At 73.6% G+C, this 21,989-nt stretch carries 27 protein-coding genes; 19 read left to right on the top strand and 8 right to left on the bottom strand.

What is annotated here, in order from left to right; translation table 11 throughout:
* Positions 1-40: 40 nt before the first annotated feature.
* Both ABZ659_RS16505 and ABZ659_RS16500 read left to right on the top strand, forming a co-directional pair.
* Positions 41-898: a MoxR family ATPase gene (locus ABZ659_RS16505; RefSeq protein WP_360219484.1), complete on the top strand. Its 858-nt coding sequence runs from the start codon at positions 41-43 to the stop codon at positions 896-898.
* Positions 895-2,259 carry a VWA domain-containing protein gene (locus ABZ659_RS16500; protein WP_360219481.1) on the top strand — a complete coding sequence of 455 codons (1,365 nt, stop codon included), beginning with the start codon at positions 895-897 and terminating at the stop codon, positions 2,257-2,259. The genes ABZ659_RS16505 and ABZ659_RS16500 overlap by 4 nt, the downstream gene beginning before the upstream one ends.
* A gap of 20 nt (positions 2,260-2,279) precedes the next feature.
* Here ABZ659_RS16500 and ABZ659_RS16495 read toward each other — a convergent pair whose 3' ends face one another.
* Positions 2,280-2,639 (bottom strand): cupin domain-containing protein, encoded by a 360-nt coding sequence (locus ABZ659_RS16495; protein ID WP_360219478.1) that lies wholly within the window; start codon positions 2,637-2,639, stop codon positions 2,280-2,282.
* 124 nt (positions 2,640-2,763) lie between these two features.
* Positions 2,764-3,735 carry a pyridoxal-phosphate dependent enzyme gene (locus ABZ659_RS16490; RefSeq protein WP_360219475.1) on the bottom strand — a complete coding sequence of 324 codons (972 nt, stop codon included), beginning with the start codon at positions 3,733-3,735 and terminating at the stop codon, positions 2,764-2,766.
* A 145-nt stretch (positions 3,736-3,880) separates the two neighbouring features.
* On the opposite strand from ABZ659_RS16490, the gene ABZ659_RS16485 reads away from it, so the two are divergent.
* The 7 genes from ABZ659_RS16485 (at position 3,881) to ABZ659_RS16455 (ending at position 8,566) form a co-directional block, all read left to right on the top strand.
* Positions 3,881-4,627, top strand: a complete 747-nt coding sequence (locus ABZ659_RS16485; protein WP_360219472.1) for a DUF4142 domain-containing protein — start codon at positions 3,881-3,883, stop codon at positions 4,625-4,627.
* 115 nt (positions 4,628-4,742) lie between these two features.
* On the top strand, positions 4,743-5,228 hold the full coding sequence (locus ABZ659_RS16480) for a TrkA C-terminal domain-containing protein (protein ID WP_360219469.1): 486 nt from the start codon (positions 4,743-4,745) through the stop codon (positions 5,226-5,228).
* A gap of 6 nt (positions 5,229-5,234) precedes the next feature.
* The gene (locus tag ABZ659_RS16475; protein ID WP_360219467.1) at positions 5,235-6,449 is read left to right on the top strand and encodes a cation:proton antiporter; all 1,215 of its coding nucleotides are present in this window, start codon (positions 5,235-5,237) and stop codon (positions 6,447-6,449) included.
* 133 nt (positions 6,450-6,582) lie between these two features.
* Positions 6,583-7,011 carry a MarR family transcriptional regulator gene (locus tag ABZ659_RS16470; RefSeq protein WP_360219565.1) on the top strand — a complete coding sequence of 143 codons (429 nt, stop codon included), beginning with the start codon at positions 6,583-6,585 and terminating at the stop codon, positions 7,009-7,011.
* On the top strand, positions 7,008-7,448 hold the full coding sequence (locus ABZ659_RS16465) for a MarR family transcriptional regulator (protein ID WP_360219464.1): 441 nt from the start codon (positions 7,008-7,010) through the stop codon (positions 7,446-7,448). The genes ABZ659_RS16470 and ABZ659_RS16465 overlap by 4 nt, the downstream gene beginning before the upstream one ends.
* 50 nt (positions 7,449-7,498) lie before the next feature.
* Positions 7,499-7,846 carry a tetratricopeptide repeat protein gene (locus ABZ659_RS16460; RefSeq protein ID WP_360219461.1) on the top strand — a complete coding sequence of 116 codons (348 nt, stop codon included), beginning with the start codon at positions 7,499-7,501 and terminating at the stop codon, positions 7,844-7,846.
* Positions 7,847-7,909: 63 nt separating this feature from the next.
* The gene (locus ABZ659_RS16455; protein WP_360219458.1) at positions 7,910-8,566 is read left to right on the top strand and encodes a peptide deformylase; all 657 of its coding nucleotides are present in this window, start codon (positions 7,910-7,912) and stop codon (positions 8,564-8,566) included.
* A gap of 9 nt (positions 8,567-8,575) precedes the next feature.
* Here the strand turns inward: ABZ659_RS16455 and ABZ659_RS16450 are convergent, their stop codons facing one another.
* Complete coding sequence (locus ABZ659_RS16450; RefSeq protein ID WP_360219455.1) at positions 8,576-10,006, bottom strand: NAD(P)/FAD-dependent oxidoreductase; 1,431 nt, start codon at positions 10,004-10,006, stop codon at positions 8,576-8,578.
* 123 nt (positions 10,007-10,129) lie between these two features.
* Here ABZ659_RS16450 and trxA point away from each other — a divergent pair, with 123 nt between their 5' ends.
* A complete protein-coding gene (gene trxA, locus ABZ659_RS16445; protein ID WP_360219452.1) occupies positions 10,130-10,513 on the top strand; it encodes a thioredoxin in 384 nt (127 codons plus the stop codon).
* 58 nt (positions 10,514-10,571) lie between these two features.
* Here the strand turns inward: trxA and ABZ659_RS16440 are convergent, their stop codons facing one another.
* Together ABZ659_RS16440 and ABZ659_RS16435 are read right to left on the bottom strand one after the other, a co-directional pair.
* On the bottom strand, positions 10,572-11,618 hold the full coding sequence (locus ABZ659_RS16440; protein WP_360219449.1) for a LacI family DNA-binding transcriptional regulator: 1,047 nt from the start codon (positions 11,616-11,618) through the stop codon (positions 10,572-10,574).
* 76 nt (positions 11,619-11,694) lie between these two features.
* Positions 11,695-12,357, bottom strand: coding sequence for a TetR/AcrR family transcriptional regulator (locus ABZ659_RS16435; RefSeq protein ID WP_360219446.1), 663 nt, complete (start codon positions 12,355-12,357; stop codon positions 11,695-11,697).
* Positions 12,358-12,483: 126 nt separating this feature from the next.
* On the opposite strand from ABZ659_RS16435, the gene ABZ659_RS16430 reads away from it, so the two are divergent.
* The 3 genes from ABZ659_RS16430 (at position 12,484) to ABZ659_RS16420 (ending at position 15,451) form a co-directional block, all read left to right on the top strand.
* Entirely contained in the window at positions 12,484-13,047 is a 564-nt protein-coding gene (locus ABZ659_RS16430) for an NAD(P)H-dependent oxidoreductase (protein WP_360219443.1), read from the top strand.
* A gap of 383 nt (positions 13,048-13,430) precedes the next feature.
* Positions 13,431-14,315, top strand: coding sequence for a DUF6424 family protein (locus ABZ659_RS16425; protein ID WP_360219440.1), 885 nt, complete (start codon positions 13,431-13,433; stop codon positions 14,313-14,315).
* 20 nt (positions 14,316-14,335) lie between these two features.
* Positions 14,336-15,451, top strand: a complete 1,116-nt coding sequence (locus tag ABZ659_RS16420) for a DUF2235 domain-containing protein (protein ID WP_360219437.1) — start codon at positions 14,336-14,338, stop codon at positions 15,449-15,451.
* Between the two features lie 28 nt (positions 15,452-15,479).
* Here the strand turns inward: ABZ659_RS16420 and ABZ659_RS16415 are convergent, their stop codons facing one another.
* From ABZ659_RS16415 to ABZ659_RS16405, 3 genes are read right to left on the bottom strand one after another with little or no spacing between them, the layout of a single operon-like run.
* A complete protein-coding gene (locus ABZ659_RS16415; RefSeq protein WP_360219434.1) occupies positions 15,480-16,295 on the bottom strand; it encodes an SAM-dependent methyltransferase in 816 nt (271 codons plus the stop codon).
* 60 nt (positions 16,296-16,355) lie between these two features.
* Positions 16,356-16,592, bottom strand: a complete 237-nt coding sequence (locus ABZ659_RS16410; protein ID WP_360219431.1) for a DUF397 domain-containing protein — start codon at positions 16,590-16,592, stop codon at positions 16,356-16,358.
* Between the two features lie 3 nt (positions 16,593-16,595).
* On the bottom strand, positions 16,596-17,471 hold the full coding sequence (locus ABZ659_RS16405) for a helix-turn-helix transcriptional regulator (protein WP_360219428.1): 876 nt from the start codon (positions 17,469-17,471) through the stop codon (positions 16,596-16,598).
* Between the two features lie 230 nt (positions 17,472-17,701).
* On the opposite strand from ABZ659_RS16405, the gene ABZ659_RS16400 reads away from it, so the two are divergent.
* From ABZ659_RS16400 to ABZ659_RS16375, 6 genes are all read left to right on the top strand, one after another.
* Positions 17,702-18,373, top strand: a complete 672-nt coding sequence (locus tag ABZ659_RS16400; RefSeq protein WP_360219425.1) for an ATP-binding protein — start codon at positions 17,702-17,704, stop codon at positions 18,371-18,373.
* Entirely contained in the window at positions 18,351-18,782 is a 432-nt protein-coding gene (locus tag ABZ659_RS16395) for a hypothetical protein (RefSeq protein WP_360219422.1), read from the top strand. Before ABZ659_RS16400 ends, ABZ659_RS16395 begins: the two co-directional genes overlap by 23 nt.
* A gap of 99 nt (positions 18,783-18,881) precedes the next feature.
* On the top strand, positions 18,882-19,319 hold the full coding sequence (locus ABZ659_RS16390) for a hypothetical protein (protein ID WP_360219419.1): 438 nt from the start codon (positions 18,882-18,884) through the stop codon (positions 19,317-19,319).
* Between the two features lie 201 nt (positions 19,320-19,520).
* Positions 19,521-20,258, top strand: coding sequence for a sulfotransferase (locus ABZ659_RS16385; protein WP_360219416.1), 738 nt, complete (start codon positions 19,521-19,523; stop codon positions 20,256-20,258).
* Complete coding sequence (locus ABZ659_RS16380) at positions 20,255-20,641, top strand: hypothetical protein (RefSeq protein WP_360219413.1); 387 nt, start codon at positions 20,255-20,257, stop codon at positions 20,639-20,641. The genes ABZ659_RS16385 and ABZ659_RS16380 overlap by 4 nt, the downstream gene beginning before the upstream one ends.
* 141 nt (positions 20,642-20,782) lie before the next feature.
* Positions 20,783-21,880 (top strand): acyltransferase family protein, encoded by a 1,098-nt coding sequence (locus ABZ659_RS16375; protein ID WP_360219410.1) that lies wholly within the window; start codon positions 20,783-20,785, stop codon positions 21,878-21,880.
* Positions 21,881-21,989: the final 109 nt, after the last annotated feature.

Below are 21,989 nucleotides of genomic sequence, written 5' to 3'. Positions count from 1 at the left end.
GATAGGGGCGGACCATTCACCGCGACGCCCGGAGGACCGGTTGTTCACTTCCGTCGACGAGGTCTCCGCGCGGCTCGCGGAGACCGGGTACCTGGCCTCCCCCGCGGTCGCCACGACCGTCTTCCTCGCCGACCGGCTCGGCAAGCCCCTGCTCGTCGAGGGCCCGGCGGGCGTCGGCAAGACGGAGCTGGCGAAGGCGGTCGCGCGGGTCGCGGACGCCGAACTGGTACGGCTCCAGTGCTACGAGGGCGTCGACGAGTCCCGGGCGCTGTACGAGTGGAACCACGCCAAGCAGCTGCTGCGGATCAGCGCGGGCCGCGACGAGACCTGGGACGAGACCCGCACCGACATCTTCAGCGAGGAGTTCCTGCTCCCCCGCCCGTTGCTCACCGCGATCCGCGGCGACGCGCCCAAGGTGCTGCTGATCGACGAGACCGACAAGGCCGACGTGGAGGTGGAGGGCCTGCTCCTCGAAGTCCTCAGCGACTTCCAGGTGACCGTGCCCGAGCTGGGCACGGTCACCGCGACCCGCCGCCCGTTCGTCGTCCTCACCTCCAACGCCACCCGCGAGCTGTCCGAGGCACTGCGCCGCCGCTGCCTCTTCCTGCACATCGGGTTCCCCGAGGAGGAGCTGGAGCGGCGGATCGTCCGGCTGAAGGTGCCCGGCATCGACACGGCCCTGGCCGAGTCGGTGGTCCGGGTGGTCGGCGCGCTGCGCGCCCTCGACCTGCGCAAGGCGCCGTCCGTCGCGGAGACCGTCGACTGGGCGCACACCCTGCTCGCGCTCGGCGCGCACACCCTCGACGAGCGGGTGGTACGCGACACCCTGGGCGTGGTCCTCAAGCACCAGGAGGACATCGCGAAGGCCGCGGCCAAGCTCGACCTGGACGCGGTGTGACGGCCGCTCCCGAGGGACCCGACGGTCTCGACGTGCGGTTGACGGGGTTCGTGGCGGCGCTGCGCGCGCACGGTGTCCGCGTCGGCACCGGGGAGACCGTGGACGCGGCCCGCGCGGTGACGGCGCTGGGGCTGGCCGACCGGGAGCTGCTGCGCGAAGGGCTGGCGGCGACGCTGCTGCACACCGCGGCCCAGCGGCCGGTGTTCGACCCGGTCTTCGACCTGTACTTCCCGCGCGGCGTCGGCGGCCCGGACGGCAGCACGACGGACCGGGACGACCTGCGGGAGCGGCTGGCCGCCGCGCTCGCCGCGGGCGACACCGAACTGCTGGGACGGCTGGCCGTGGAGGCCGTCGACGGCTTCGGCGGGTACGGGAGCTCACCGGGGTCGGACGGCTGGTCGTCGTACCAGACGCTGGAGCGGATCCGGCCGCAGACGCTGCTGGCGCGGGTACGGCGGGGGATGCGGGCGGGCGCGCCCGGGTTCACCGACCGGCTCCTTGACGACGAGATCCGGGGCCGTATCGAGGTGTTCCGGCGGCAGGTGGCCGCGGAGGCGCGGCGACGGGTCGCCGAGCGGCGCGGGCGGGACCGGATCGCCCGGCGGGCGGTGGCGCCGACCGCGGACCGGGTGGACTTCCTGTACGCCGGGCGCGACCGGGTCGCCGAACTGCGCCGGACCGTGCAGCCGTTGGCGCGCAAGCTCGCCACCCGGCTGGCCGCCCGCCGGCGCCGGGCCGCCCGGGGCACCATCGACCTGCGGCGGACGCTGCGCGGTTCGCTGTCGACGGGCGGGGTGCCGATGCGGCCGGTGCTGCGCAGACGCCGTCCGGCCCGGCCCGAGCTGGTGCTGCTGTGCGATGTGTCGGGCTCGGTGTCCGGGTTCTCCGACTTCACGATGCTGCTGGTGCAGGCGCTGCACGACCAGTTCAGCAAGGTGCGCGTGTTCGCCTTCGTCAACCGGGTCGACGAGGTGACCGGGCTGCTGGTACGCGGCACCGCCGACCCGGAGGGCCTCGGCGCCCGCATCCGCGCCGAGGCGACGCTCACCGGCTGGCACGGCAGCAGCGACTACGGCGTCGCCCTGGGCGAGTTCGCGGAACGGTACGGCGACGCGGTGGGCCCGCGGACCACGGTGTTCGTGCTCGGCGACGCCCGCACCAACCTGGGCGACCCTAACCTGCCCGCCGTACGCCGGATCGCCGGGCGGGCCCGGCGCCTGTACTGGCTGAACCCCGAACCGCGCACCCAGTGGGGCACCGGCGACTCCGCCGCGCCCGAGTACGCCGGACTGGTGGAGATGCACGAGTGCCGCAACGCCCGCCAGCTCGGCGCGATCGTGGGGCGACTGCTGCCGATCTAGAACACTTCATCGATCTGCCACTAGTCGGTCTTGGCGTACTTCTGGGCCATCTGGCCCGCGAAGTCGTGGACGACGCAGGGTTCGTCGCCGAGCACCCAGGCGTCGTGGCCCGGGGAGCAGACGAAGGCGTCGCCGGGGCCGACCTCGCCCTCGCCGCCCTCGTCCATGACGATGCGCATCCGCCCGCTGACCACGTAGCCGTTGTGGTGGATCTGGCAGGTGTCGGTGCCCGCGAGCGGACCCACCGACTCGGACCAGCGCCAGCCCGGTTCGAAGGTGGCCACGGCGAAGTCGAGCCCCGTCATGTGGACCGCCTCCAGGTGGCCTCGGGGGAAATCGCGGCGCTCGTCGGGCTTGTCCAGCGTCTTGACCTCCAGCATGACGCTCTCCCTTCCGGCCGCGGGACCGGTCGTCCGGCTGCCCCCACTGGCATCACGGTGGCCCCGCCTCCGTTCCTCCATCGTCCGCCCGTCAAGCGGGGGGCGCCATCCGGGGGACGACCCGTCAGTTCCCCTCGCCGCAGAGCCGCGCGAAGCGGTCCGCGTCCACGTTGCCGCCGGAGACGATCACGCCGACGCGGCGCGGCACCGGGGTCACCCGGCCGGTGAGCAGCGCGGCGAGCGGGCTGGCGCCGCTGGGTTCGACGACCGTCTTCAGCCGCTCGAACGCGAACCGCATCGCGGCGCGGATGTCGTCGTCCGAGACCACCGCGACGGCGTCGACGAGGCGCTGGTTGATCGCGAAGGTCAGTTCGCCGGGTGTCGTGAGGGCCTGGCCGTCGGCGATGGTGCGCGGCACGGGGACGGCGACGCGGTGGCCCGCCTCCAGGGACCGCCTGGTGTCGTCCCCGGCCTCCGGTTCGACGCCGACCACCCGGATGCCGGGGTACCGGTCCTTGGCCACGGTGGCGCTCCCGGCGATCAGCCCGCCGCCGCCGACGGGGACGACGAGGGCGTCCAGTCCGCCGGTCTCCTCCAGGAGTTCCAGCGCGGCGGTGCCCTGTCCGGCGATCACGTGCGGATGGTCGTACGGCGGGATGAGGCTGAGCCCGCGCTCGGCGGCGAGGGACTCGGCGATGGCGGCGCGGTCGCCGGTGTAGCGGTCGTAGGTGACGATCTCGGCGCCGTACCCGGCGGTGGCGGCGGCCTTGGAGCGCGGGGCGTCCTCGGGCATGACGATGACCGCGGTGGTGCCGAGTTCGCGGGCGGCGAGGGCGACGGCCTGGGCGTGGTTGCCGGACGAGTAGGCGGCGATGCCGCGGGTCAGCTGGCCGGGGGTGAGCCGGGAGGCCGCGTGGTAGGCGCCGCGGAACTTGAAGGCGCCGACGCGCTGGAGGTTCTCGCACTTGAGGAACACCTCGGCGCCGACGAGCGCGTCCAGGGTGCGGGAGCGGAGCACCGGGGTGCGGTGGGCGACGCCCCGGAGGCGGGCGGCGGCGGCGTGGACGTCGGCGGCGGTGACCTGCGGTGTCGTCACGGACGTCACTCTACGCCGCACCCCCGCACCGCTTTCTGTGACCGACGCCACACCGGTTACCGGCACGTTTTGCCGCCCGCGGTGACTGCCTCGCCCGCCGCATCCGTACTCCCTGGCGTTCGGACTGTTCACTCCGGGAGGCACGATGCGCTTGTCGCGCAATTTGGTCGGTACCGTCTTCGTCGGCGGAGCGCTGAGCCTGACGCTCACGGCGCTCGCGTACCCGGCCGTGCTCGGCATCGACAAGACCGCGTCGGACACCAGCCGCATCATCGCCAACACCCGGTACGGGCCGCTGACCGAGGCCGACCGCGACTTCGTGGTCAAGGTGCGCTCGGCCGGGCTGTGGGAGTACCCGCTCGGCGAACTGGCCATGGAGCGGGGCAGCACCCCCGAGATGAAGGAGGCCGGGGAGCACCTGGTCGTCGGCCACGCGGGGCTGGACGCCACCTGCCGGAAGATCGCCCCCGAGCTGGGCGTCATCCTGCCCAACCAGGCGACACCGCAGCAGCAGCAGTTCGTCGCCACCGTCGAGTCGAAGTCCGGGCGGGAGTTCGACTCCACCGCGGTCAACATCATGCGCGTCACGCACGGCCAGATCTTCCCGGCGATCGCCAAGATCCGCGCCAGCACGCAGAACACGCTCGTCCGTCAGCTGGCCGACCAGGCCAACGACACGGTGCTCGACCACATCACCGTGCTGGAGAAGACCGGGATGGTCAACTACGACCAGGTCAACTTCCAGCAGACCGCTCCCCCGAAGCTGCCCCGGGAGCAGCTCACCCCGCCCCCGCCGCAGCCCGGCTCGCCGGTGGTCGCGCTGACCCCGCGGCCCGACCTGGACGTCAGGACCACGACGCCCACCCCGAGCGCCAGTCCCACCGTGCGCTGACCCGCCCTGCCGCTGACCGCCGTCCCAGGTCAGCGGTGTCCGGACGGGCGCGCCTAGGATGATCCCCACAGACCACACACGGGCGGACCGACCCGCCCGGAGAAGGGGGTCCGCCATGGGCGCGCCACGTCTGGGCAGCACACCGCTGCCGGGGATCGGCGTCCGCTACGACCTGACGACCCGGGAGCAGCGGCACCTGTCGGTGGTCGCCCACCGGGACGGGCAGCGCACCCTCAACGCGTACGCCAAGGACGATCCGGACGCCTGCTCGCTGTCGGTGCGGCTGACGTCCGAGGAGGCGGCGACGCTGATCGACGCGCTGATGCCCGCGCACCACACGCCGAACCTGCTCTCCACCACCGACCTGGGGCTGGTGGCCGAGCGGATCGAGCTGTCTGCGCTCTCGCACTGGAACGGGCGGCTGCTCGGCGACACCCGGATGCGGACCGCGACCGGCGCCTCCATCGTGGCCGTGCTGCGCCGCGCCGAGGCCATACCGTCCCCCGGCCCCGACTTCCGGCTGGCGGGCGGTGACACCCTGATCGTGATCGGCACCCGCGAGGGCGTGGAGGCCGCCGCCGCGATACTCGGTCGGGAGTGACCGCGGATGCACTCCTCCGCCGTCTTCCTGATCGAGTTCGGCGCGCTCATCCTCGGCCTGGGGCTGCTGGGCCGGTTCGCCGGGCGGTTCCATTTCTCGCCGATCCCGCTCTACCTGCTCGCCGGGCTCGCCTTCGGCGAGGGCGGGGTGCTGCCGCTGGGGACCAGTGAGGAGTTCGTCGCGGTCGGCGCCGAGATAGGCGTCATCCTGCTGCTGCTCATGCTGGGCCTGGAGTACACGGCCAGCGACCTGGTGACCAACCTCAAGACGCACTACCCGGCCGGGCTGGTCGACGCCGCGCTCAACGCGCTGCCGGGGGCGGCGATGGCGGTGCTGCTGGGATGGGGGCCGGTGGCGGCGGTGGTGCTGGCGGGGGTCACCTGGATCTCGTCGTCCGGTGTCATCGCGAAGGTGCTGGGCGACCTGGGGCGGCTGGGCAACCGGGAGACGCCCACGATCCTGAGCATCCTGGTCCTGGAGGACCTGTCCATGGCCGTCTACCTCCCGGTGGTCACCGCGCTGCTCGCCGGGACCGGGCTGGCCGCGGGGAGCCTGACGCTGGCCGTCGCGCTCGGCGTCGCGGGGCTCGTGCTGGTGGTCGCGGTGCGCTACGGGCGGCACATCTCCCGCCATGTCTCCAGCGACGACCCCGAGAAGCTGCTGCTGGTGGTGCTCGGTCTGACGCTGCTGGTCGCCGGGCTCGCGCAGCAGCTCCAGGTGTCGGCGGCGGTGGGCGCGTTCCTGGTGGGCATCGCGCTCTCCGGTGAGGTCGCCGAGGGCGCGCACACGCTGCTCGCGCCGTTGCGGGACCTGTTCGCCGCCGTGTTCTTCGTCTTCTTCGGGCTCCACACCGACCCGGCCACCATCCCGCCGGTGCTGCTGCCCGCGCTGGCGCTGGCCGTCGTCACGGCGCTGACGAAGATCGGCACCGGGTACTGGGCCGCCCGGCGGACCGGGATCTCCGTCAAGGGGCGCTGGCGGGCCGGTGGCGCGCTGGTGGCGCGCGGTGAGTTCTCCATCGTCATCGCGGGGCTCGCGGTCACCGCCGGTATCGAGCCGTCCCTCGGCCCGCTGGCCACGGCGTACGTCCTGATCCTGGTCGTCGTGGGACCGCTCACCGCCCGGTACACGGAGCCGGTCGCCCTGTGGCTGACGGACCGGGTCCGTCGGCCCGTTCGGGGGGCGCCACCGGAGCAGCCGATCGACAGGGTGAGCCGCTGACCGTACCGCCGCGGGGCGGCCGGGGGCTGCCCGGCGCCGATAGTAGCCATGTACATAGTAGCCATGTACTCTATGCCGGGTGAGGACGACTTTCGAAAGCGCGACGCCCGGGTTCCTGGTCTGGCGGCTGTCCATGAAGTGGCGGGTCGCCGTGGACCGCGCGGTGGCGCCGCTGGGGCTGACGCACGCGCAGTACGCGCTGGTGGCGTCCCTGTACGGGATGCGGCGCTCCGGCGAGCGGCCCAGCCAGCGGCGGCTCGCCGACCACACCGGGCTCGAACCGCTCTACGTCTCCAAGCTCGCCCGCGCCCTGGAGACCTCCGGTCTGCTGGAACGCACCCGCGACCCGCAGGACCCGCGCGCCGTCCAGCTGGCGCTCACCAAGGAGGGGGTGGCGGTCACCCGGCGCGCCGTGGAGGTCGTCCAGGGGCTGCTCCAGCAGTTGCTGGCGCCCCTCGGCGGGCTCGACGACCCCCGCGCGCGGGAGTTCTCGCGGAACCTCGCGGCCCTGCTCGACGCACCGCTCGACCCGTCCGCTGACCACCGGCAGGAGCAGTCATGACCACCACCACACCCACCGCCGACAGTCGCGCCCTCGCGCTGGCCCACTACGCCGCGCGCGGCGTTCTCGAGTCCGTGCTGACCCGCTACGACGTCACCTTCCAGCAGAGCGTCACCCTCCGGGCGCTCGCCGTCGCCGGGGGTCCGACCGACCGGGAGGCGGTCGTCGGCCAGGTCGCGGGCTCCCTGAAGGCCGACCCCGAGGACGTGCGGGGCACCGTCGCGGAGCTGGTCGGCAAGGGGCTGTGCGCCGCCGAGGGGGCCGCGCTGCGACTCACCGACGCCGGGCGGGAGTTCCACGCCGCCTCCACCGCCGAGACGGCGGAGATCTCCGCGCGGATCTGGGCGGGCATCCCCGCGGAGGACCTGGCGGCCACGGGTCGCGTGCTGGCCCTCGTGCGGGAGCGGGCCGACGCGGAGCTGGCCGCCCTGAAGTAGTGGAATGTTTAACCACCTCGGGTGGTTGGAGGCGTCGAAGGAGGTCGACAGTGGACACGACGTACTACGACCACGGGGCACCGGCCGAGCGCTGGGAGCGGGCGCGGATGTTCTTCGACGCCAAGGAGTACGCGACCGCCGCCCGCGTCCTGGGCGCCCTGGTCGAGGAGGTGCCGGAGCAGACCGGACCCCGGCTGCTGCTGGCGCGCGCCTACTACCACTCGGCCCAACTGGGCCGCGCGGAGAGCGAGTTGCGCCGCATCGTGGAGCGCGACCCGGTGGAGCAGTACGCCCGGCTGCTGCTCGGCCGCACCCTGGAGCGGCAGGGACGGACGGCGGAGGCCGAACCGCACCTGCGGCTGGCCTCGGCGCTCGCGGGTGACTTCACGGAACTCTGACGTCCACGGCCCGCGCCGCCGCTCGGCGGCGTCGCGGGCCGGGCGGCGTGTCATGCTGGCCCGATGGGTGCTCCCGCTGACCGTGCCGGTCGACCGTCGCTCGTCGAGCAGGTCGAGGAACTCCTCGCCGCCGGAGGGCCGCTGCCTCTGCTGGAGGCCGGGGAACCGGTGCTGCGGCAGGGCACCGCGCCCTACGACGGGGAGTTGCCGCCCGCGCTGCTCGGCCGTTTCGTGGCCGCCCTGCGGCTCACCATGCGGGCGGCGCCCGGCGTGGGGCTCGCGGCGCCGCAGGTGGGCGTGGCGGTGCGGATCGCGGTGATCGAGGACCCGGCGCCGGTGCCCGAGGAGGTGCGGGTGGCCCGTGGGCGGGTGCCGCAGCCGTTCCGGGTGCTGGTGAACCCGTCGTACGAGGGCGTCGGACTCGAGCGTGCCGCCTTCTTCGAGGGGTGTCTGAGTGTGCCGGGGTGGCAGGCCGTGGTGTCCCGGCCCGCCGCCGTGCGGCTGACGGGTCAGGACGAGCACGGCCGCGCCCTGGACGAGGTCGTCACCGGCTGGCCCGCGCGGATCGTGCAGCACGAGACCGACCATCTGGACGGCGTCCTCTACCTCGACCGGGCGGACCCGCGCTCCTTCTCCTCCAGCCGGGCCATGGCCGAGCGCTGGAACGCGCCCACGCCGCACGCCGCCGCCCGTGAGCTGGGCTTCCGGCTGCCGGAGTGAGAGGACCCCTCAGCCCCGGTACGCCTCCAGCAGGCGCAGCCACACCTCGCTGATCGTCGGGTAGGACGGGACCGCGTGCCACAGGCGGCTGACCGGCACCTGGCCCGCGACCGCGATCGTCGCCGAGTGGATGAGTTCGCCGACGCCGGGGCCCACGAACGTCACCCCGCGCAGGATCTCCTCCTCCAGGTCCACGACCATCCGCGCGCGGCCCTCGTAGCCGTCGGCGTACAGGCCCGCCCCGGCGACCGAGCCGAACTCGACGTCGACGGCGCGCACCCGGTAGCCCGCCCTCTCGGCCTCCGCCAGTGACAGGCCCACCGCCGCGGCCTCCGGGTCGGCGAACACGACCTGCGGTACGGCGTGGTGGTCGGCGGTGGCGGCGTGGGCGCCCCACGGCTCGACGTCCGCCAGCGGGTCACCGGCGGCGCGGGCGGCGATCGCGGCACCGGCGATCCGGGCCTGGTACTTGCCCTGGTGGGTCAGGAGGGCGCGGTGGTTGACGTCCCCGACGCCGTACAGCCAGTCGGTGCCGTCGACGCGGAGGCTGTCGTCGACCGTGAGCCAGGAGCCGGGTTCCAGTCCGACGGTGTCCAGGCCGACGTCCTCGGTGCGCGGGGCGCGGCCGGTGGCGAAGAGGATCTCGTCGGCCTCGACCCGGTCCCCGGTGTCGGTGACGGCGACGACGGTGCCGTTCTCGCGGGTGACGGACTTGACGGAGGTGCCGGTGCGGACCTCCGCGCCCGCCTCGGTGAGCGCCTTGGCGACGAGTTCGCCCGCGAACGGCTCCATGCGGTTCAGCAGGCCCTTGCCGCGCACCAGGACGGTCACCTGGGAGCCGAGGGCCTGCCAGGCGGTGGCCATCTCGGTGGCGACCACCCCGCCGCCGACGACGATCAGACGGCCGGGCGCGGCCTTGGCGCTGGTCGCCTCCCTGCTGGTCCAGGGGCGCACCGCGGCGAGTCCGGGCAGGTCCGGCAGGAGCGCGCGGCTGCCGGTGGCGACGGCGACGGCGTGCCGGGCGGTGAGGGTGTGCGTGGTGCCGTCCGGCGCGGTGACCGTGACCGTGCGGGGGCCGCTGATCCGGCCGTGGCCGCGGTACAGCTCGGCGCCGATGCCGTTCAGCCAGTCGACCTGGCCGTCGTCCTGCCAGTGGGAGGTGTGGGAGTCACGGTGGGCCAGCACCGCCGCGGTGTCCAGGGGGCCCTGCACCGACTGGCTCAGTCCCGGCACCCTGCGGGCGTCGGCGCGGGCGATCACCGGGCGCAGCAGGGCCTTGCTGGGCATACACGCCCAGTACGAGCACTCGCCGCCGACGAGTTCGCTCTCCACGACCGCGGTGGACAGTCCGGCCGCGCGCGTGCGCTCGGCGACGATCTCCCCCACGGGTCCGGCACCGAGCACCACGACGTCGTATGCGATGGAATCCGTTTCCGTCATGGGGTCAGTCTGTCGGGTGGTGTGGCGCGGGGCCACACGGGTATGGGCGCGGGCGGAATACGTGCCGGTCCGGCCGCGTTGTGCCGACGGCTTCGCCCCCACATCAGGAAGAGGGAACACGCCATGAGCAGCACCGTGGAGCTGACCAAGGAGAACTTCGACCAGACGGTCACGGACAACGAGTTCGTCCTGATCGACTTCTGGGCGTCCTGGTGCGGGCCGTGCCGGCAGTTCGCTCCGGTCTACGAGAAGGCGGCCGAGGACAACCCCGATCTCGTGTTCGGCAAGGTGGACACGGAGGCGCAGCCGGAGCTGGCGGCGGCCTTCGGCATCCAGTCGATCCCCACGCTGATGATCGTCCGGGACCGGGTCGCGGTGTTCGCGCAGCCGGGGGCGCTGCCCGAGGCGGCGCTGACCGACGTCATCGGGCAGGCCCGCAACCTGGACATGGACGAGGTCCACAAGGCCGTCGCCGCGCAGCAGGCGCAGGGCGAGGAGCAGGCCTGACCCACGTCCTCACCGGTACGCCGCCTCCACCGTCCGTGGGGGCGGCGGCCGCGTGTGTTCAGCTGGACTCGCGGTGCACGACCCTGGCGCCCAGCACCTCGCGGCGCTCCGGTGGGGCGGCGGGGTCGCGGACCGCGCGGTCGACGAGTTCGGCCAGCTCGCGGCCGGAGGGCAGCTCGATGTGGACGGTGCTGAGCCGGGGCCGCAGCAGTCGGCCGAGCATCAGGTCGTCGGCGCCGACGACCGCCGTGTCGCCGGGGACGTCGACGCCCGCGTCCGCGAGGGCGCGCATCAGCAGCATGGCGTACTCGTCGTTGTAGGCGAACACCGCGTCCAGGCCGAGGTCGCGCCAGCGGGCGGCGAGGCGGGCGGCGTCCTCCTCGTCGTAGGCGAGGGGCAGCTCGGTGACGGTGGCGCCGGTGCCGTGCACGGCGTGCCGTACGCCGTCCAGCCGGGGCCGGGAGAAGACCGACAGGCCCGCTTCGGCGGGGACGACGACGCCGATCCGGCTCCGGCCGCGGGCGCGCAGGTGGGCGGCGGCGGCCCGGCCCACGGCCGTGTGGTCCATGAGGAGGGCGTGCGCGCCCTCGACGGTCTCGGGGCCGAGGGTGACCACGGCACGGGCGCCGGAGCGCTTGAGTACGGCGACCCCCTGCGGGCCGAGTCCGGAGCCGGGCACCAGGACGGCGACCGGGCGCAGCTCGGCCCAGGCGCGGGCGGCCTCGTCGCCGTGCGTGCCGACGGCGCCGTACTGCACGACCGTGTAGTCGAGGCGGCCGAGCGCCCCCTGGAGGTCACTGAGGAACTGGCTGTAGAGCGGGCCCACCGGGATGGCCGGGGCGGGCATCAGGACCATCCGGCTGTGCCCGGCGCGCAGACTGCGGGCGGCGGCGTGCGGTACGTACCCCAGCTCCTTCGCCGCCGCGTGCACCCGGCGGCGGGTGGGCTCACTGATCCGTACGGCGCTGGCGTTGTTCAGGACGTAGGAGACCGTGGCGCGTGAGACCCCGGCCAGGCGTGCCACGTCGGCGCTGGTGGGTACGGAGCCGACGGCGGCCGACGCGGGCGTGGGCGGTTTCGGTATCTGCACCATGACGTACCGCATCTTGGCAGAGCCCGGTGTCCGGCCGTCGACCGGGACCCGACGGGTGAATCTTGTACGAATCCGGCCGCGCGGGCCGTCAGTCGGGGGGACGGGGGGCCGTCAGGCGGTCGACCAGGTCCGTCCAGCCCGCTTCCAGGCGCTCCATGGGTATGCCGCGCACCTTGGTCAGGTGGTGGATGGCGGCCGGGTCCAGGAAGCCGATCAGGGTCTGGGCGAGGACCTCGCAGTCGGCGTCGGGGACCGCCTCGCGCAGGAGCAGCAGGATGTGCCCGTTGAGCAGCCGCCACGACGGGGCCGTGTAGCGGCGGTCCGCGGTGCGCTCGGCGGCGAGGTGCAGCTCCAGCGCCTCGGCCGACCGGCGCAGGGCCGCCACGCCGAAGGCGCGCAGCCGCTCCACCGCGGGCGCCCCGGGGCCCAGCGGTGGCGGGCCGGAGAGGAACGCGGCCTGGAACTTCTGCTCCGAGTGGTCGAGCAGCGCCGTCAGCAGGCCCACCCGGTCGCCGAAGCGGCGGAAGACGGTCCCCTTGCCGACCTCGGCGGCGGCGGCCACCGCCTCCATCGTGACCCCGGCCGCGCCGTGCTCGGCGACCAGGTGGGCGGCGGCCTCCAGCAGGCGGGCCCGGTTGCGCGCGGCGTCGGCGCGCAGGCACTGCTCCTCGACCGAGGTGCTGAGCTGGATCAACTCGGCGCTGTCCAGGGGCTCCTGGGGCGAGGGGAAGGGCGGCAGGGCGGCGCACATGAGGACAGGGTAAAGCACCGGGAAGAAACTGGACCGCGGTCCGGTTATGGTGCTACAACATTGAAGCGGACCTCGGTCCGGTTCTAACCGTAGTCGTGCAGTCGCGTCTCAGCCCTGGGAGTTCCCATGTCCGTGCAGATCCTCGCCCTCGTCGGAAGCCTGCGTTCCGGTTCGCACAACCGCCAGCTCGCCGAGGCGGCCGTCAAGCTCGCCCCCGAGGGCGCCGAGGTACGGCTCTACGAGGGCCTGGCCGAGGTCCCCTTCTACAACGAGGACATCGACGTCGAGGGCGCCGTCCCGGCCGCCGCCGCGCGGCTGCGCGAGGCCGCGGGCGCCGCGGACGCGGTGCTGCTGTTCACGCCGGAGTACAACGGCACCATCCCCGCCGTCCTGAAGAACGCCATCGACTGGCTGTCCCGCCCGTACGGCTCCGGTGCGCTCACCGCCAAGCCGGTCGCCGTGGTCGGCACCGCCTTCGGCCAGTACGGCGGCGTCTGGGCGCAGGACGAGGCCCGCAAGGCGGTCGGCATCGCGGGCGGCAAGGTCCTGGAGGACGTCAAGCTGTCCATCCCCGGCTCGGTCACCCGCTTCGCCGAGACCCACCCGGCCGACGACGCCGAGGTGGCGGCCCAGCTCGCCGACGTCGTGGCCCGGCTGCACGGCCACGCGGGCACGCGGATCGCCGCCTGACGACGCCGGACCCCCGGCCTGACCCCGCCGCCCCTGGTGCGCGGGGTCGGGCCAGGTGGCTGGGGACCAGGTAGCCGACGGCCGGCAGCAGCGCCAGGACCGCGACAGAAAGGACGATCCGCAGTTCCCTCTCCCCCGGTTCAGCCCTTTCGCCGCTCGTCGGGCCGGCGCGGAGTCGTCGGAGCGCCGGTGGCTCCACGTCACTGCTGTGAACTGCCTTGTCACTCCTTGCAGTGTCGGTCGCCCGGCACGGGTCGGCACACCAGCGGGCCCCGGTCCTTGCCGGTTCGACCCCGCCGCTGACTGGCCGTTCGGCGGTCGGGGGACCACCATGGAAGAGGGGTCCCCCGGGGCGGCTCCCGGGGCGGGAGGAGGCGGCTGCCATGGCCGACACCTTTTCCACGCCGGCGTCCCGAACTCCGGCCGACGTGCGGCCGGGTGGGGTGCGCAGCGGCGACCATCCCTGGCGGATACGGCTCGTCAAGCACCCCAAGCGGTTCGAGTCCGCGCACTTCCGCGCCGCCAAGAAGGTGGCGAAGAAGATCCTCGCCGAGACCGGCGAGGAGCACCTCCCCTACGGCCCGCCGCCCGGCGCCGACGAGCACTGGGAGATGCACCACGGCGGCAGTCTGTGGGTCAGGGCCAGCGGCGGCTGGCAGATGTACCGGGCGCGGGTGGGCATCGAGTGGAGTATGCAGTTCTGCGCCGACCCGGTGAAGGTGGACCGGCTGCGCCGGGAGGCCGCCGAACTGGTGGCGGCCTTCCCGCGCACCCTGCCCGCGCTCGCGGCGCTCGGCTACGAGGAGGCCGGGGACCTGCTGCACACCCCGGTCACCGACGCCGACGGGGTGGAGGCGTGGACCGACGGCCTCTTCAACTCCTGTGTGCCGCTGAGCCGGTCCAACCACCAGGGCATCCTGCCCCGGGTGCCCGGCGAGCACCACTACCCGTGGCCCGTCAAGGGCGCGGACTACTTCCGCTACGACGACTTCCAGCTGTGGGTGACCCTGCCCGACGGCACCCACGGCGCGGTGGCCCCGCTGGGCCGGCGCGGGTCCGGCGACGGGCACGTGCGACTGCTGCACGTACCGGAGGGCAGCGCGGCGGCGGACACGGTGGCCGAGGCGCAGGAGCTGAGCATGATGGCGGTGCTGCCGCCCAACAGCCCCGTGGCGCTCCAGGCGTTCGCGGAGCAGATCGCACCCGGCAGCCGTACCGCCTCCGGCCCGCGCACGGCCGATGCCGCGGTGCCGCCGCCACGCACCTGAACGACAGCGGGAGGCGGCCCATGCCGCGCACCATCGTCATCTGCCTCGACGGCACCGGCAACCAGGTCGGCGCCCACCACCCCACCAACGTGGTCCGGCTCTACGAGATGCTGGAGACCGACGACCCCACCCGGCAACTGCTGTACTACGACGCCGGCGTGGGCACCATGGCGTCCGCCAACGCCTACGGTCCGCTCACCCGCAGGCTCTCCCGGCTCGGCGGCCTCGCGTTCGGCACCGGCCTGAAGACCAACCTGGCCGAGGCGTACACCTACCTGATGCGGAACTGGGAGCCGGGCGACGCGGTGTACGTCTTCGGCTTCAGCCGGGGCGCCTACACGGCCCGCGCGCTCGTCGGGATGCTCAACAAGCCGGGGCTGATGCGTCCCGGGTCGGAGAACCTGGTGCCGTACGCGGTGTCGAAGTACGCCTTCAACCAGGACATCGACGAGAGCCAGCGGGAGGTCGCCCGGTTCTCGCGGGCGTTCTGCCGGGTGACCGAGGGCGAGCCGCTGTGGCCGGTGGTCAAGCGCAACAACCGTCGGCAGGTGTCGCGCTACGCGCTGCCGGTGGCCTACCTCGGGGTCTGGGACACCGTGAAGGCGGCCGGGGTGCTGCGGCTGGGGAACCTGCGCTGGCCGTACACCCGGATGCTGCCGAACGCGGCCCGGATCCGCCACGCGGTCTCCCTCGACGAGCGCCGCCGCCCGTACCGGGAGTACCTGGTCACACCGCGGGAGGGGGATTTGCGGGAGACGGTGGAGGAGGTGTGGTTCGCGGGCGTGCACAGCGACGTCGGCGGCACGTTCGCCCATGAGGAGGGCGCGCCGCTGCTGTCCACGGTCTCCCTGAAGTGGGTCACCGACGGGGTCCTGCACGACCTCGACTTCCGGCCCGGCGCCTACGCCGAGACCTGCGCGGTGACCGAGGAGTTCGCGCACGCGCCCGTGCACGACAACGGCCCGCTGTGGCTTCTCGCGGGCCGCCGCTCCCGGCCGCTGCCGCCGGACGCGCGCTGCCACGCCTCCGTGCGGCTGCGGCGGGAGCGGGACGCCGGGTACCGCCGGGACGCGCTGCCCGCTCCGGAGGACACGGGCCGCTGGGCCGACCCCGACTGGGCCAAGCCGCTGCCCTAGCGCGGCGGCTGAGGCGCCGTCACCGGTTTCAGGGTTTGCGGGCGACCGCGCCGTACATGGCGATGTCCTCGTCCCGGATGCCCTGCTCGCCGGTGCCGTCCGGGTGCCACTTGTGGACCTGGACGATGCCGGGGCCGACGAGTTCGAGGCCCTCGAAGAACTCCGCGGCCTCCGGGTGCGTACGCAGCCGCATCGGCATGTTGCGGGCGGCGTACTCGCGGGCGACCCGTCCGACCTCCTCCGGCGCGAACTCGGCGGTGCCGATGGACATCGCCAGGTAGCTGCCGGACGGCAGCGGTTCGAGGAGGCGGCGGACGATGCCCACCGCGTCGTCCTCGTCCAGCATGAAGTGGACGATCGCGATCACCGTCAGGCCGACCGGCTGGCCGAGGTCGAGGGTCTCGCGGAACTCCGGCGAGCCGAGGATGGCGTCCGGGTCCCGGAAGTCGGCCTCGATGTACGCCGTCCTGCCCTCGGGCGCGCTGGCCAGCAGCCCCTGGGAGAGGGTGAGGACGATGGGGTCGTTGTCGACGTACACCACCCGGGACCCGGGGGCCACCCGCTGGGCGATCTCGTGCAGGTTGGGCGAGGTGGGGATGCCGGTGCCGATGTCGAGGAACTGCCGTATCCCCGCCTCCTCGGCCAGCCAGCGCACCGCGCGGTTCATGAAGTCCCGGTTGGCGCGCATGTGGATCGGCAGGGCGGGCCACTCACGCGCCATGGCGTCGCCCGCCTCCTGGTCGGCGGGGTAGTAGTCCTTGCCGCCGAGGATGTAGTCGTAGATGCGCGCCGAGTGGGCGCTCTGGGTGTCGATGCGGTCGGCAGGCCATCCGTTGTCGGGCAACGCCGCCCCTCCCCTTCGGTCGGTCTCACTGGTGCACGCACGGTCGGTGTGACACACACATCAGAGCAGGAAGTCGGCGTCGCCCGCCTTCACCCCCGTCAGGAACCTGGTCATCTCGTACGGGGTGAAGACCAGCGCGGGGCCCTCCGGGTCGGTCGACCGGCGGACCGCCACCCGGCCGTCGGCGAGCTTCTTCACTTCCCCGCAGGCGCCTCCGGCGTCGTCGCTCCACGGCCTGGTCCAGCCGAGCGCGCCGCGTTCCCGGGACGGCGTTCCGCTGCGTACGGGGTGGTGCACGGGTCACAGCTCCTTGCGGATCGCGCCGAGGAGTGCCTCGGTCTTCCGGGCGGGCGTCGCCTGGGCGCCCAGCCGGTCCAGGGCCTCGCGGTAGACCACGACGTCGTCGCCCTTGTCCAGGTAGACCGCCCCCACCAGGCCGCTGAGGTAGACGATGTCGGGCAGTTCGGGTGCCCGGAACCGGAACAGGTGGTACGCCCCCGCGCGCATGGCGGGGTGCGGTCCGTTGGCGAACGGCATGATCTGCAACGTCACGTGCGGCCGGGAGTTGACCTCGACGAGGTGGTCGATCTGGGCGCGCATCACCTGGGCGCCGCCGACCGGCCATCTGAGTACCGTCTCGTCCATCACCACCCAGAGCCGGGGCGGTGACTCGCGGGCCAGCAGTTCCTGGCGGCGCATCCGCAGCGCCACCCGCCGTTCGGTGGCCTCCGCCGGGGCGTGCGGGTTGCCCGCGCCGAGCAGGGCGCGGGCGTAGCTCTCGGTCTGCAACAGGCCGTGCACGAACTGGTTCTCGTACGCGCGGATCTGCATCGCGGCCTGCTCCAGGCTGAGGTAGGCGGCGAACCAGTCCGGCATCACGTCGCGGTAGGTGTGCCACCAGCCGCGCTTGTTGGCCTCCCGGACGGACTTGAGGAAGGTGTCGATCTCCTGCTGGTCGCGCACCCCGTACGTCTGGATCAGCTTCTCGACGTCCGCGAGACGCAGCCGGGCGACCTTGGCGGACTCCATCCGGCGGATCGTGGAGTGGCTGACCCCGATCGCCGCACCCGCCTGCTCGTACGTCAGTCCGGCCCGGGTGCGCAGTTCCTCCAGCTGTCTGCCGAGGATCATGCGCAGGACGGAAGGGGCGCCGCCCCAGTCGGTCTCCGCGGTCACGCGCTACCCCTTTTTGCCCGACCTCCGCCAGGTTGTCTCCGGCGGTTCCGTTCCGGCACATCATGAGTGGTTGAAGGATGCACTTGACTCTCTGCACATTTCAACTCGCCAGTTGCGACGTGATGTTGGCAGGTGCCACAGTAGGCACACCGACTCGGTCGCCGCACGGCAGACACCGCAGCCTGGTAGAGGGGAGGGGCTGTGCGCGAGCACACGAAAGGCATACCGCGATGGCTCCGCCCTCCCCCTCCCGGCCGCCGGCCCGACTGCCCGGCGACAGGGACCGGTTACCCAGCCCCTCTCCCCTGCCGGATCTCCCCGACCGGCCACCCGGAGGCGAGCGCCACGGTCGACTCCCCGGGCCCCAGGGCCCCGACCGGCTCGCCTCCGGGCCTCGACCGCCCCACCGGACACAGACCTTCGTCCTGCCGGGGATCCCGGAGTCGGCGGGTCGGGCCCGCGGACGGCTGCGCGCCCTGCTGACCGCGTGGCACATCGACGAGGAGGCCCACGACAACGCCCTCCTCGTCGTCTCCGAACTCGTCGGCAACGCCGTCACCCACTCGGCGAGCGACCGGATCGTGTTCCGGGCACACCTCACCGCCACCGGCGCGCTCCGCGTGGAGGTGGCGGACCAGAACCGCGGTGGCGCCGACCCCCGCCCCCGCCGGTCCGGCCCCGGCGACCAGAGCGGACGCGGCCTGTTCCTGGTCGAGGCGCTCAGCAGCGCCTGGGGCGTCACCGGTCCCGGGCACCGCCAGGGCCGTACGGTCTGGGCCGAACTGCCCGGACCCGCGCCCCGGTCCCCCGCACCGCCCGCCAGCGGCGGCCCCGCGACCGCCCGGCCCACCCCCCACTCGGCCGAAGGACTCGACGCCCATGGACCGATCGCACACCCCTGACCTGTCCTGCCCCCGCCCCGCGCGCCGCCGCGCCACCCGCGCCCTGCCCATCCCCGCCCAACTCCCCACCAGCCTCGGCTACGACGCCGTGGGCACCCCGCGCGAGCACGGCGAGCGCATCCTGGCCTGCCTGCCCCGCGTCGGCTGTGTCTTCGCCGACGACCAGCGCTGGTGGTGGATCGTGCCGGCCGGATCCCACATCGGCGTCGACTGGCCCCCGACCGTCCGCTACGCCGTCGGCGCCCGGCTGTCCGACCCGTCCTGGACACCCACCCGCCCGCGGCCCGTGCCGCACCTGATCCACAGCCCCGACGCGGGCTCCCCGTACACCCCGCCGCTCCCGCTGTACTTCCTGGCCTGCCGTCTGACGGGCAGCGCCCCGCGCTGGTCGCTGGCCTTCCCCACCTGACGCACGGCACCGGAGCGGGTCCGTCCCCGTCGGCGGACCCCGCTTTCCCCGCCCTTCCTTTAGGCTGTGCAACCGTTCTGCCGATGAGGAGCTGGAGCAGTGGCCAGTCGCGAGCGCGGTGACGACAGCGGCGGCGCCCCGGACGAGGTGTGGCGCCGCTTCGCCGAGGACTGCCGTCGGTCCCCCGCCACCGGGGTGCCGCGGGAGCCGTCGGCGCGGGAACGGGCCGCGGGGGCACGGGTGGCGGCGCCGGGGCCGGCGGACGCCGTCGGTGAGCTGTGGCAGCCCGACGACGCCCGGGAGACCCCGGCCTGGCGCGACCTGGACGGCCCGGGCCGCCGTCGGCTGGTCTGCCGCGCGCTCGGCGCCGCCGCCGCGGTGGTGCTGTTCCTGCTCGTGGCCTCCGGCGGCCCGGGAAGCGGTCGGGAGGGGTACGAGACGCCGGGCGGTTCGATGGTCCAGCAGTCGGAGGACGCCCCCACCGACCGCCCCACCACCGCCGAGTCACCTCCCGAGGGCACCGACACCGACGACTGACAATCCCGGGGGAGGCAGTATCGTCGGGTGGACCCAGGGGGCACGAGGGGGACGCACGAGGGGGACGCACGAGGGGGACGGGGGGATCGACGTCGTACACGGTGACGCAGGGAGGCGGCAGCGATGACCCGGACCGGCACGGAACTCCGTCGGGTGGCCCGCGGGGTCAGACGACGCCTACGCAGACTGGCGGAGCCCCCGGTGCCCCAGTCCGCCCACCGGCTGGTGCCCGAGCCGGTGTTCATCATCTCCTCCGTCCGCTCCGGCTCCACGCTGCTGCGGGTCCTGCTCAACAGCCACCCCCTGATCCGCGCCCCGCACGAGATGCACCTGCGCACCCTGACGGTGGACCTCGGCAAGCCGTACTCCAAGAAGGCGATGTCCGAACTCGGACTTGACCAGCGGGAGTTGGAGTACCTCCTGTGGGACCGCGTGCTGCACCGGGAGCTGGTGCGCAGCGGCAAGCAGATCATCGTGGACAAGACGCCCGGCAACGCCGGGGTGTGGGAGCGACTGCACGAGGCGTGGCCGAAGGCGCGGTACGTCTTCCTGCTGCGGCACCCGGCGTCCATGGTGAGTTCGCTGATCAACAACCGCCCGGACCGGAAGCTGGGGGCGACGGTGAAGGAGGTCCTCGGCTATGTCGAGGCCGTCGAGGCGGCCCGCGCCGCGCTGCCCGGCCTCACCGTCCGCTACGAGACGCTCACCGAGCGGCCCGAGGACGTGACGCGCGAGATCTGCGCCTTCCTCGGCGTGGAGTGGACGCCGAGGATGCTGGACTACCGCAAGGTCGACCACGGTCCGTTCGTGCCGTTCATCGGCGACTGGAGCGAGAACATCAAGTCGGGGAGGATCCAGCGGGCCCGCCCGCTCCCCGCGCCCGAGGACGTCCCGGCGCCGCTGCGCGAGATCACCCGCGCCTGGGGATATCCGAGTTGACCGCGCGAGGCGACCGCCGGGGGGTGCGCTGCCGCTGCACCTGCCCCGGCGCCACGGTGTGGGTGACGGGCGGTCCCGTGGCCGACCGGCTGGCCGCCGCGTACGCGCTGGCGGAGCGGCTGCTCGGGGAGGGGCGGCGGGTGGAGGTGCTCGACCGGTTCGACGCGCTGTGCACCGACGCCCACCGGGTCGGAATCGTCGCGGAGGTGCTGGCCCGCAACGGCGTGGTGGCCGTGGTCCCCTGCGCGCCCCGGGCCATGGCCGCCGTACGCGCCCGGCACCGGGCCAGGGACACCCGTTACCTGGAAGTCCGCGTCAACGGGCACCTGGGCCCCGAGGAGTCGGTACTCGCCGTACACCGACAGCTCACCGGCCGCCCCTGAGGCCCCGCGCCCCCACCACGGCCTGCCAGGTTTACGCGCGGGAACGCCGTGGCTAGGGTGACCCGGTGTTCGCCCACCGGCCACTCCCGCAGCTCCAGTAAGAGGTGTTCCGTCCTGTCTGGGTTCCCGCACGAAGGAATCGTGAGCGAGACTCTGCCACGCGACCCCGCGCAGGCGCCGCCGCCACCGGCGGCCTCCGGCAGACCCACCGACCGGGCGGACCGGCAGCCGGGCAAGGGGCGGGACGCGTTCTTCGACAACGCCAAGTACCTGGCGATCGTCCTGGTCGCGGTGGGGCACGCCTGGGAGCCGCTGCGCGCCGGGAGCCGCACCGTCACCGCGCTCTACATGCTCGTGTACGCCTTCCACATGCCCGCGTTCATCATCGTCTCCGGCTACTTCTCGCGTAGCTTCGACGGGGCGCCGGGACGGCTGAGGCGGCTGCTGACCGGGATCGTCGTGCCGTACGTCGTCTTCGAGGTGGCGTACACCCTCTTCACCCGGTGGACCGACGGCGTGCCGGACCGTCCGATCACGCTGCTGGACCCGCACTACCTGACCTGGTTCCTGGCGGCGCTGTTCATCTGGCGGCTGACCACCCCGCTCTGGAAGCTCGTCCGCTGGCCGCTGCCGGTCGCCGTGGGGGTCGCCATGCTGGCCACCCTGTCACCGGGCATCGGCAAGGACCTCGACCTCCAGCGGGCGCTCCAGTTCCTGCCGTACTTCGTGCTGGGGCTGCTGCTGAAGCCGGAGCACTTCCAGCTGCTGCGCCGCCGGGCCGTGCGGATGCTGGCGGTGCCGGTGTTCTGCTGCGCGGCCCTCACCGCGTACTGGGCGGTGCCGCGGATGGACTACGCCTGGTTCTTCCACCGCTCGGCCGCCGAGGAGTTCGGCGTACCGTCCTGGTACGGGCCCGTGATGACGCTGGCCGTCTTCGGCTGCTCGACGGTCCTCGCCGCCTGCTTCCTGGCGCTCGTGCCGCGCCGCCGGATGTGGTTCACCGCGCTGGGCGCGGGCACCCTGTACGGCTATCTGCTGCACGGCTTCTTCATCCAGGCGGCCAGCCACTGGAACTGGGCCGACCACGCCTGGTTCCACCGGCCGCTGGGGGCGCTCACCGTCACCCTGGTCGCCGCGGCGGGTGTGACGCTGCTGTGCTCGCCGCCGGTGCGCGCGGTCTTCCGGGGCGTGGTGGAGCCGAGGATGGAGTGGGCCTTCCGGCGCCCGGAACGGGCCTGAGCCGGGGCCCCGGCCCGGGGGCGTGCCCTGCGCACGGGCGGACGGGCATCCACACCGTCGATGGCCGTACCCGGAGATCGGCCCGGACGGGGCGTTCCCACCGGGCCGC

The organism is Streptomyces sp. NPDC006997, from assembly GCF_040635175.1.
Taxonomy (GTDB): domain Bacteria; phylum Actinomycetota; class Actinomycetes; order Streptomycetales; family Streptomycetaceae; genus Streptomyces.
The sequence above is the reverse complement of the archived record's forward strand: the minus strand, read 5'-3'. Positions and strand labels throughout refer to the sequence as shown.

What these genes read in the sequence shown, in the direction of transcription:
- ABZ659_RS16495 (WP_360219478.1), bottom strand. Translation starts at nt 2,639, where the DNA reads ATGCTGGAGGTCAAGACGCTGGACAAGCCCGACGAGCGCCGCGATTTC.
- ABZ659_RS16485 (WP_360219472.1), top strand. Translation starts at nt 3,881, where the DNA reads ATGCGCTTGTCGCGCAATTTGGTCGGTACCGTCTTCGTCGGCGGAGCG.
- ABZ659_RS16480 (WP_360219469.1), top strand. Translation starts at nt 4,743, where the DNA reads ATGGGCGCGCCACGTCTGGGCAGCACACCGCTGCCGGGGATCGGCGTC.
- ABZ659_RS16475 (WP_360219467.1), top strand. Translation starts at nt 5,235, where the DNA reads ATGCACTCCTCCGCCGTCTTCCTGATCGAGTTCGGCGCGCTCATCCTC.
- ABZ659_RS16470 (WP_360219565.1), top strand. Translation starts at nt 6,583, where the DNA reads ATGAAGTGGCGGGTCGCCGTGGACCGCGCGGTGGCGCCGCTGGGGCTG.
- ABZ659_RS16465 (WP_360219464.1), top strand. Translation starts at nt 7,008, where the DNA reads ATGACCACCACCACACCCACCGCCGACAGTCGCGCCCTCGCGCTGGCC.
- ABZ659_RS16455 (WP_360219458.1), top strand. Translation starts at nt 7,910, where the DNA reads ATGGGTGCTCCCGCTGACCGTGCCGGTCGACCGTCGCTCGTCGAGCAG.
- ABZ659_RS16450 (WP_360219455.1), bottom strand. Translation starts at nt 10,006, where the DNA reads ATGACGGAAACGGATTCCATCGCATACGACGTCGTGGTGCTCGGTGCC.
- trxA (WP_360219452.1), top strand. Translation starts at nt 10,130, where the DNA reads ATGAGCAGCACCGTGGAGCTGACCAAGGAGAACTTCGACCAGACGGTC.
- ABZ659_RS16440 (WP_360219449.1), bottom strand. Translation starts at nt 11,618, where the DNA reads ATGCGGTACGTCATGGTGCAGATACCGAAACCGCCCACGCCCGCGTCG.
- ABZ659_RS16435 (WP_360219446.1), bottom strand. Translation starts at nt 12,357, where the DNA reads ATGTGCGCCGCCCTGCCGCCCTTCCCCTCGCCCCAGGAGCCCCTGGAC.
- ABZ659_RS16430 (WP_360219443.1), top strand. Translation starts at nt 12,484, where the DNA reads ATGTCCGTGCAGATCCTCGCCCTCGTCGGAAGCCTGCGTTCCGGTTCG.
- ABZ659_RS16425 (WP_360219440.1), top strand. Translation starts at nt 13,431, where the DNA reads ATGGCCGACACCTTTTCCACGCCGGCGTCCCGAACTCCGGCCGACGTG.
- ABZ659_RS16420 (WP_360219437.1), top strand. Translation starts at nt 14,336, where the DNA reads ATGCCGCGCACCATCGTCATCTGCCTCGACGGCACCGGCAACCAGGTC.
- ABZ659_RS16400 (WP_360219425.1), top strand. Translation starts at nt 17,702, where the DNA reads ATGGCTCCGCCCTCCCCCTCCCGGCCGCCGGCCCGACTGCCCGGCGAC.
- ABZ659_RS16395 (WP_360219422.1), top strand. Translation starts at nt 18,351, where the DNA reads ATGGACCGATCGCACACCCCTGACCTGTCCTGCCCCCGCCCCGCGCGC.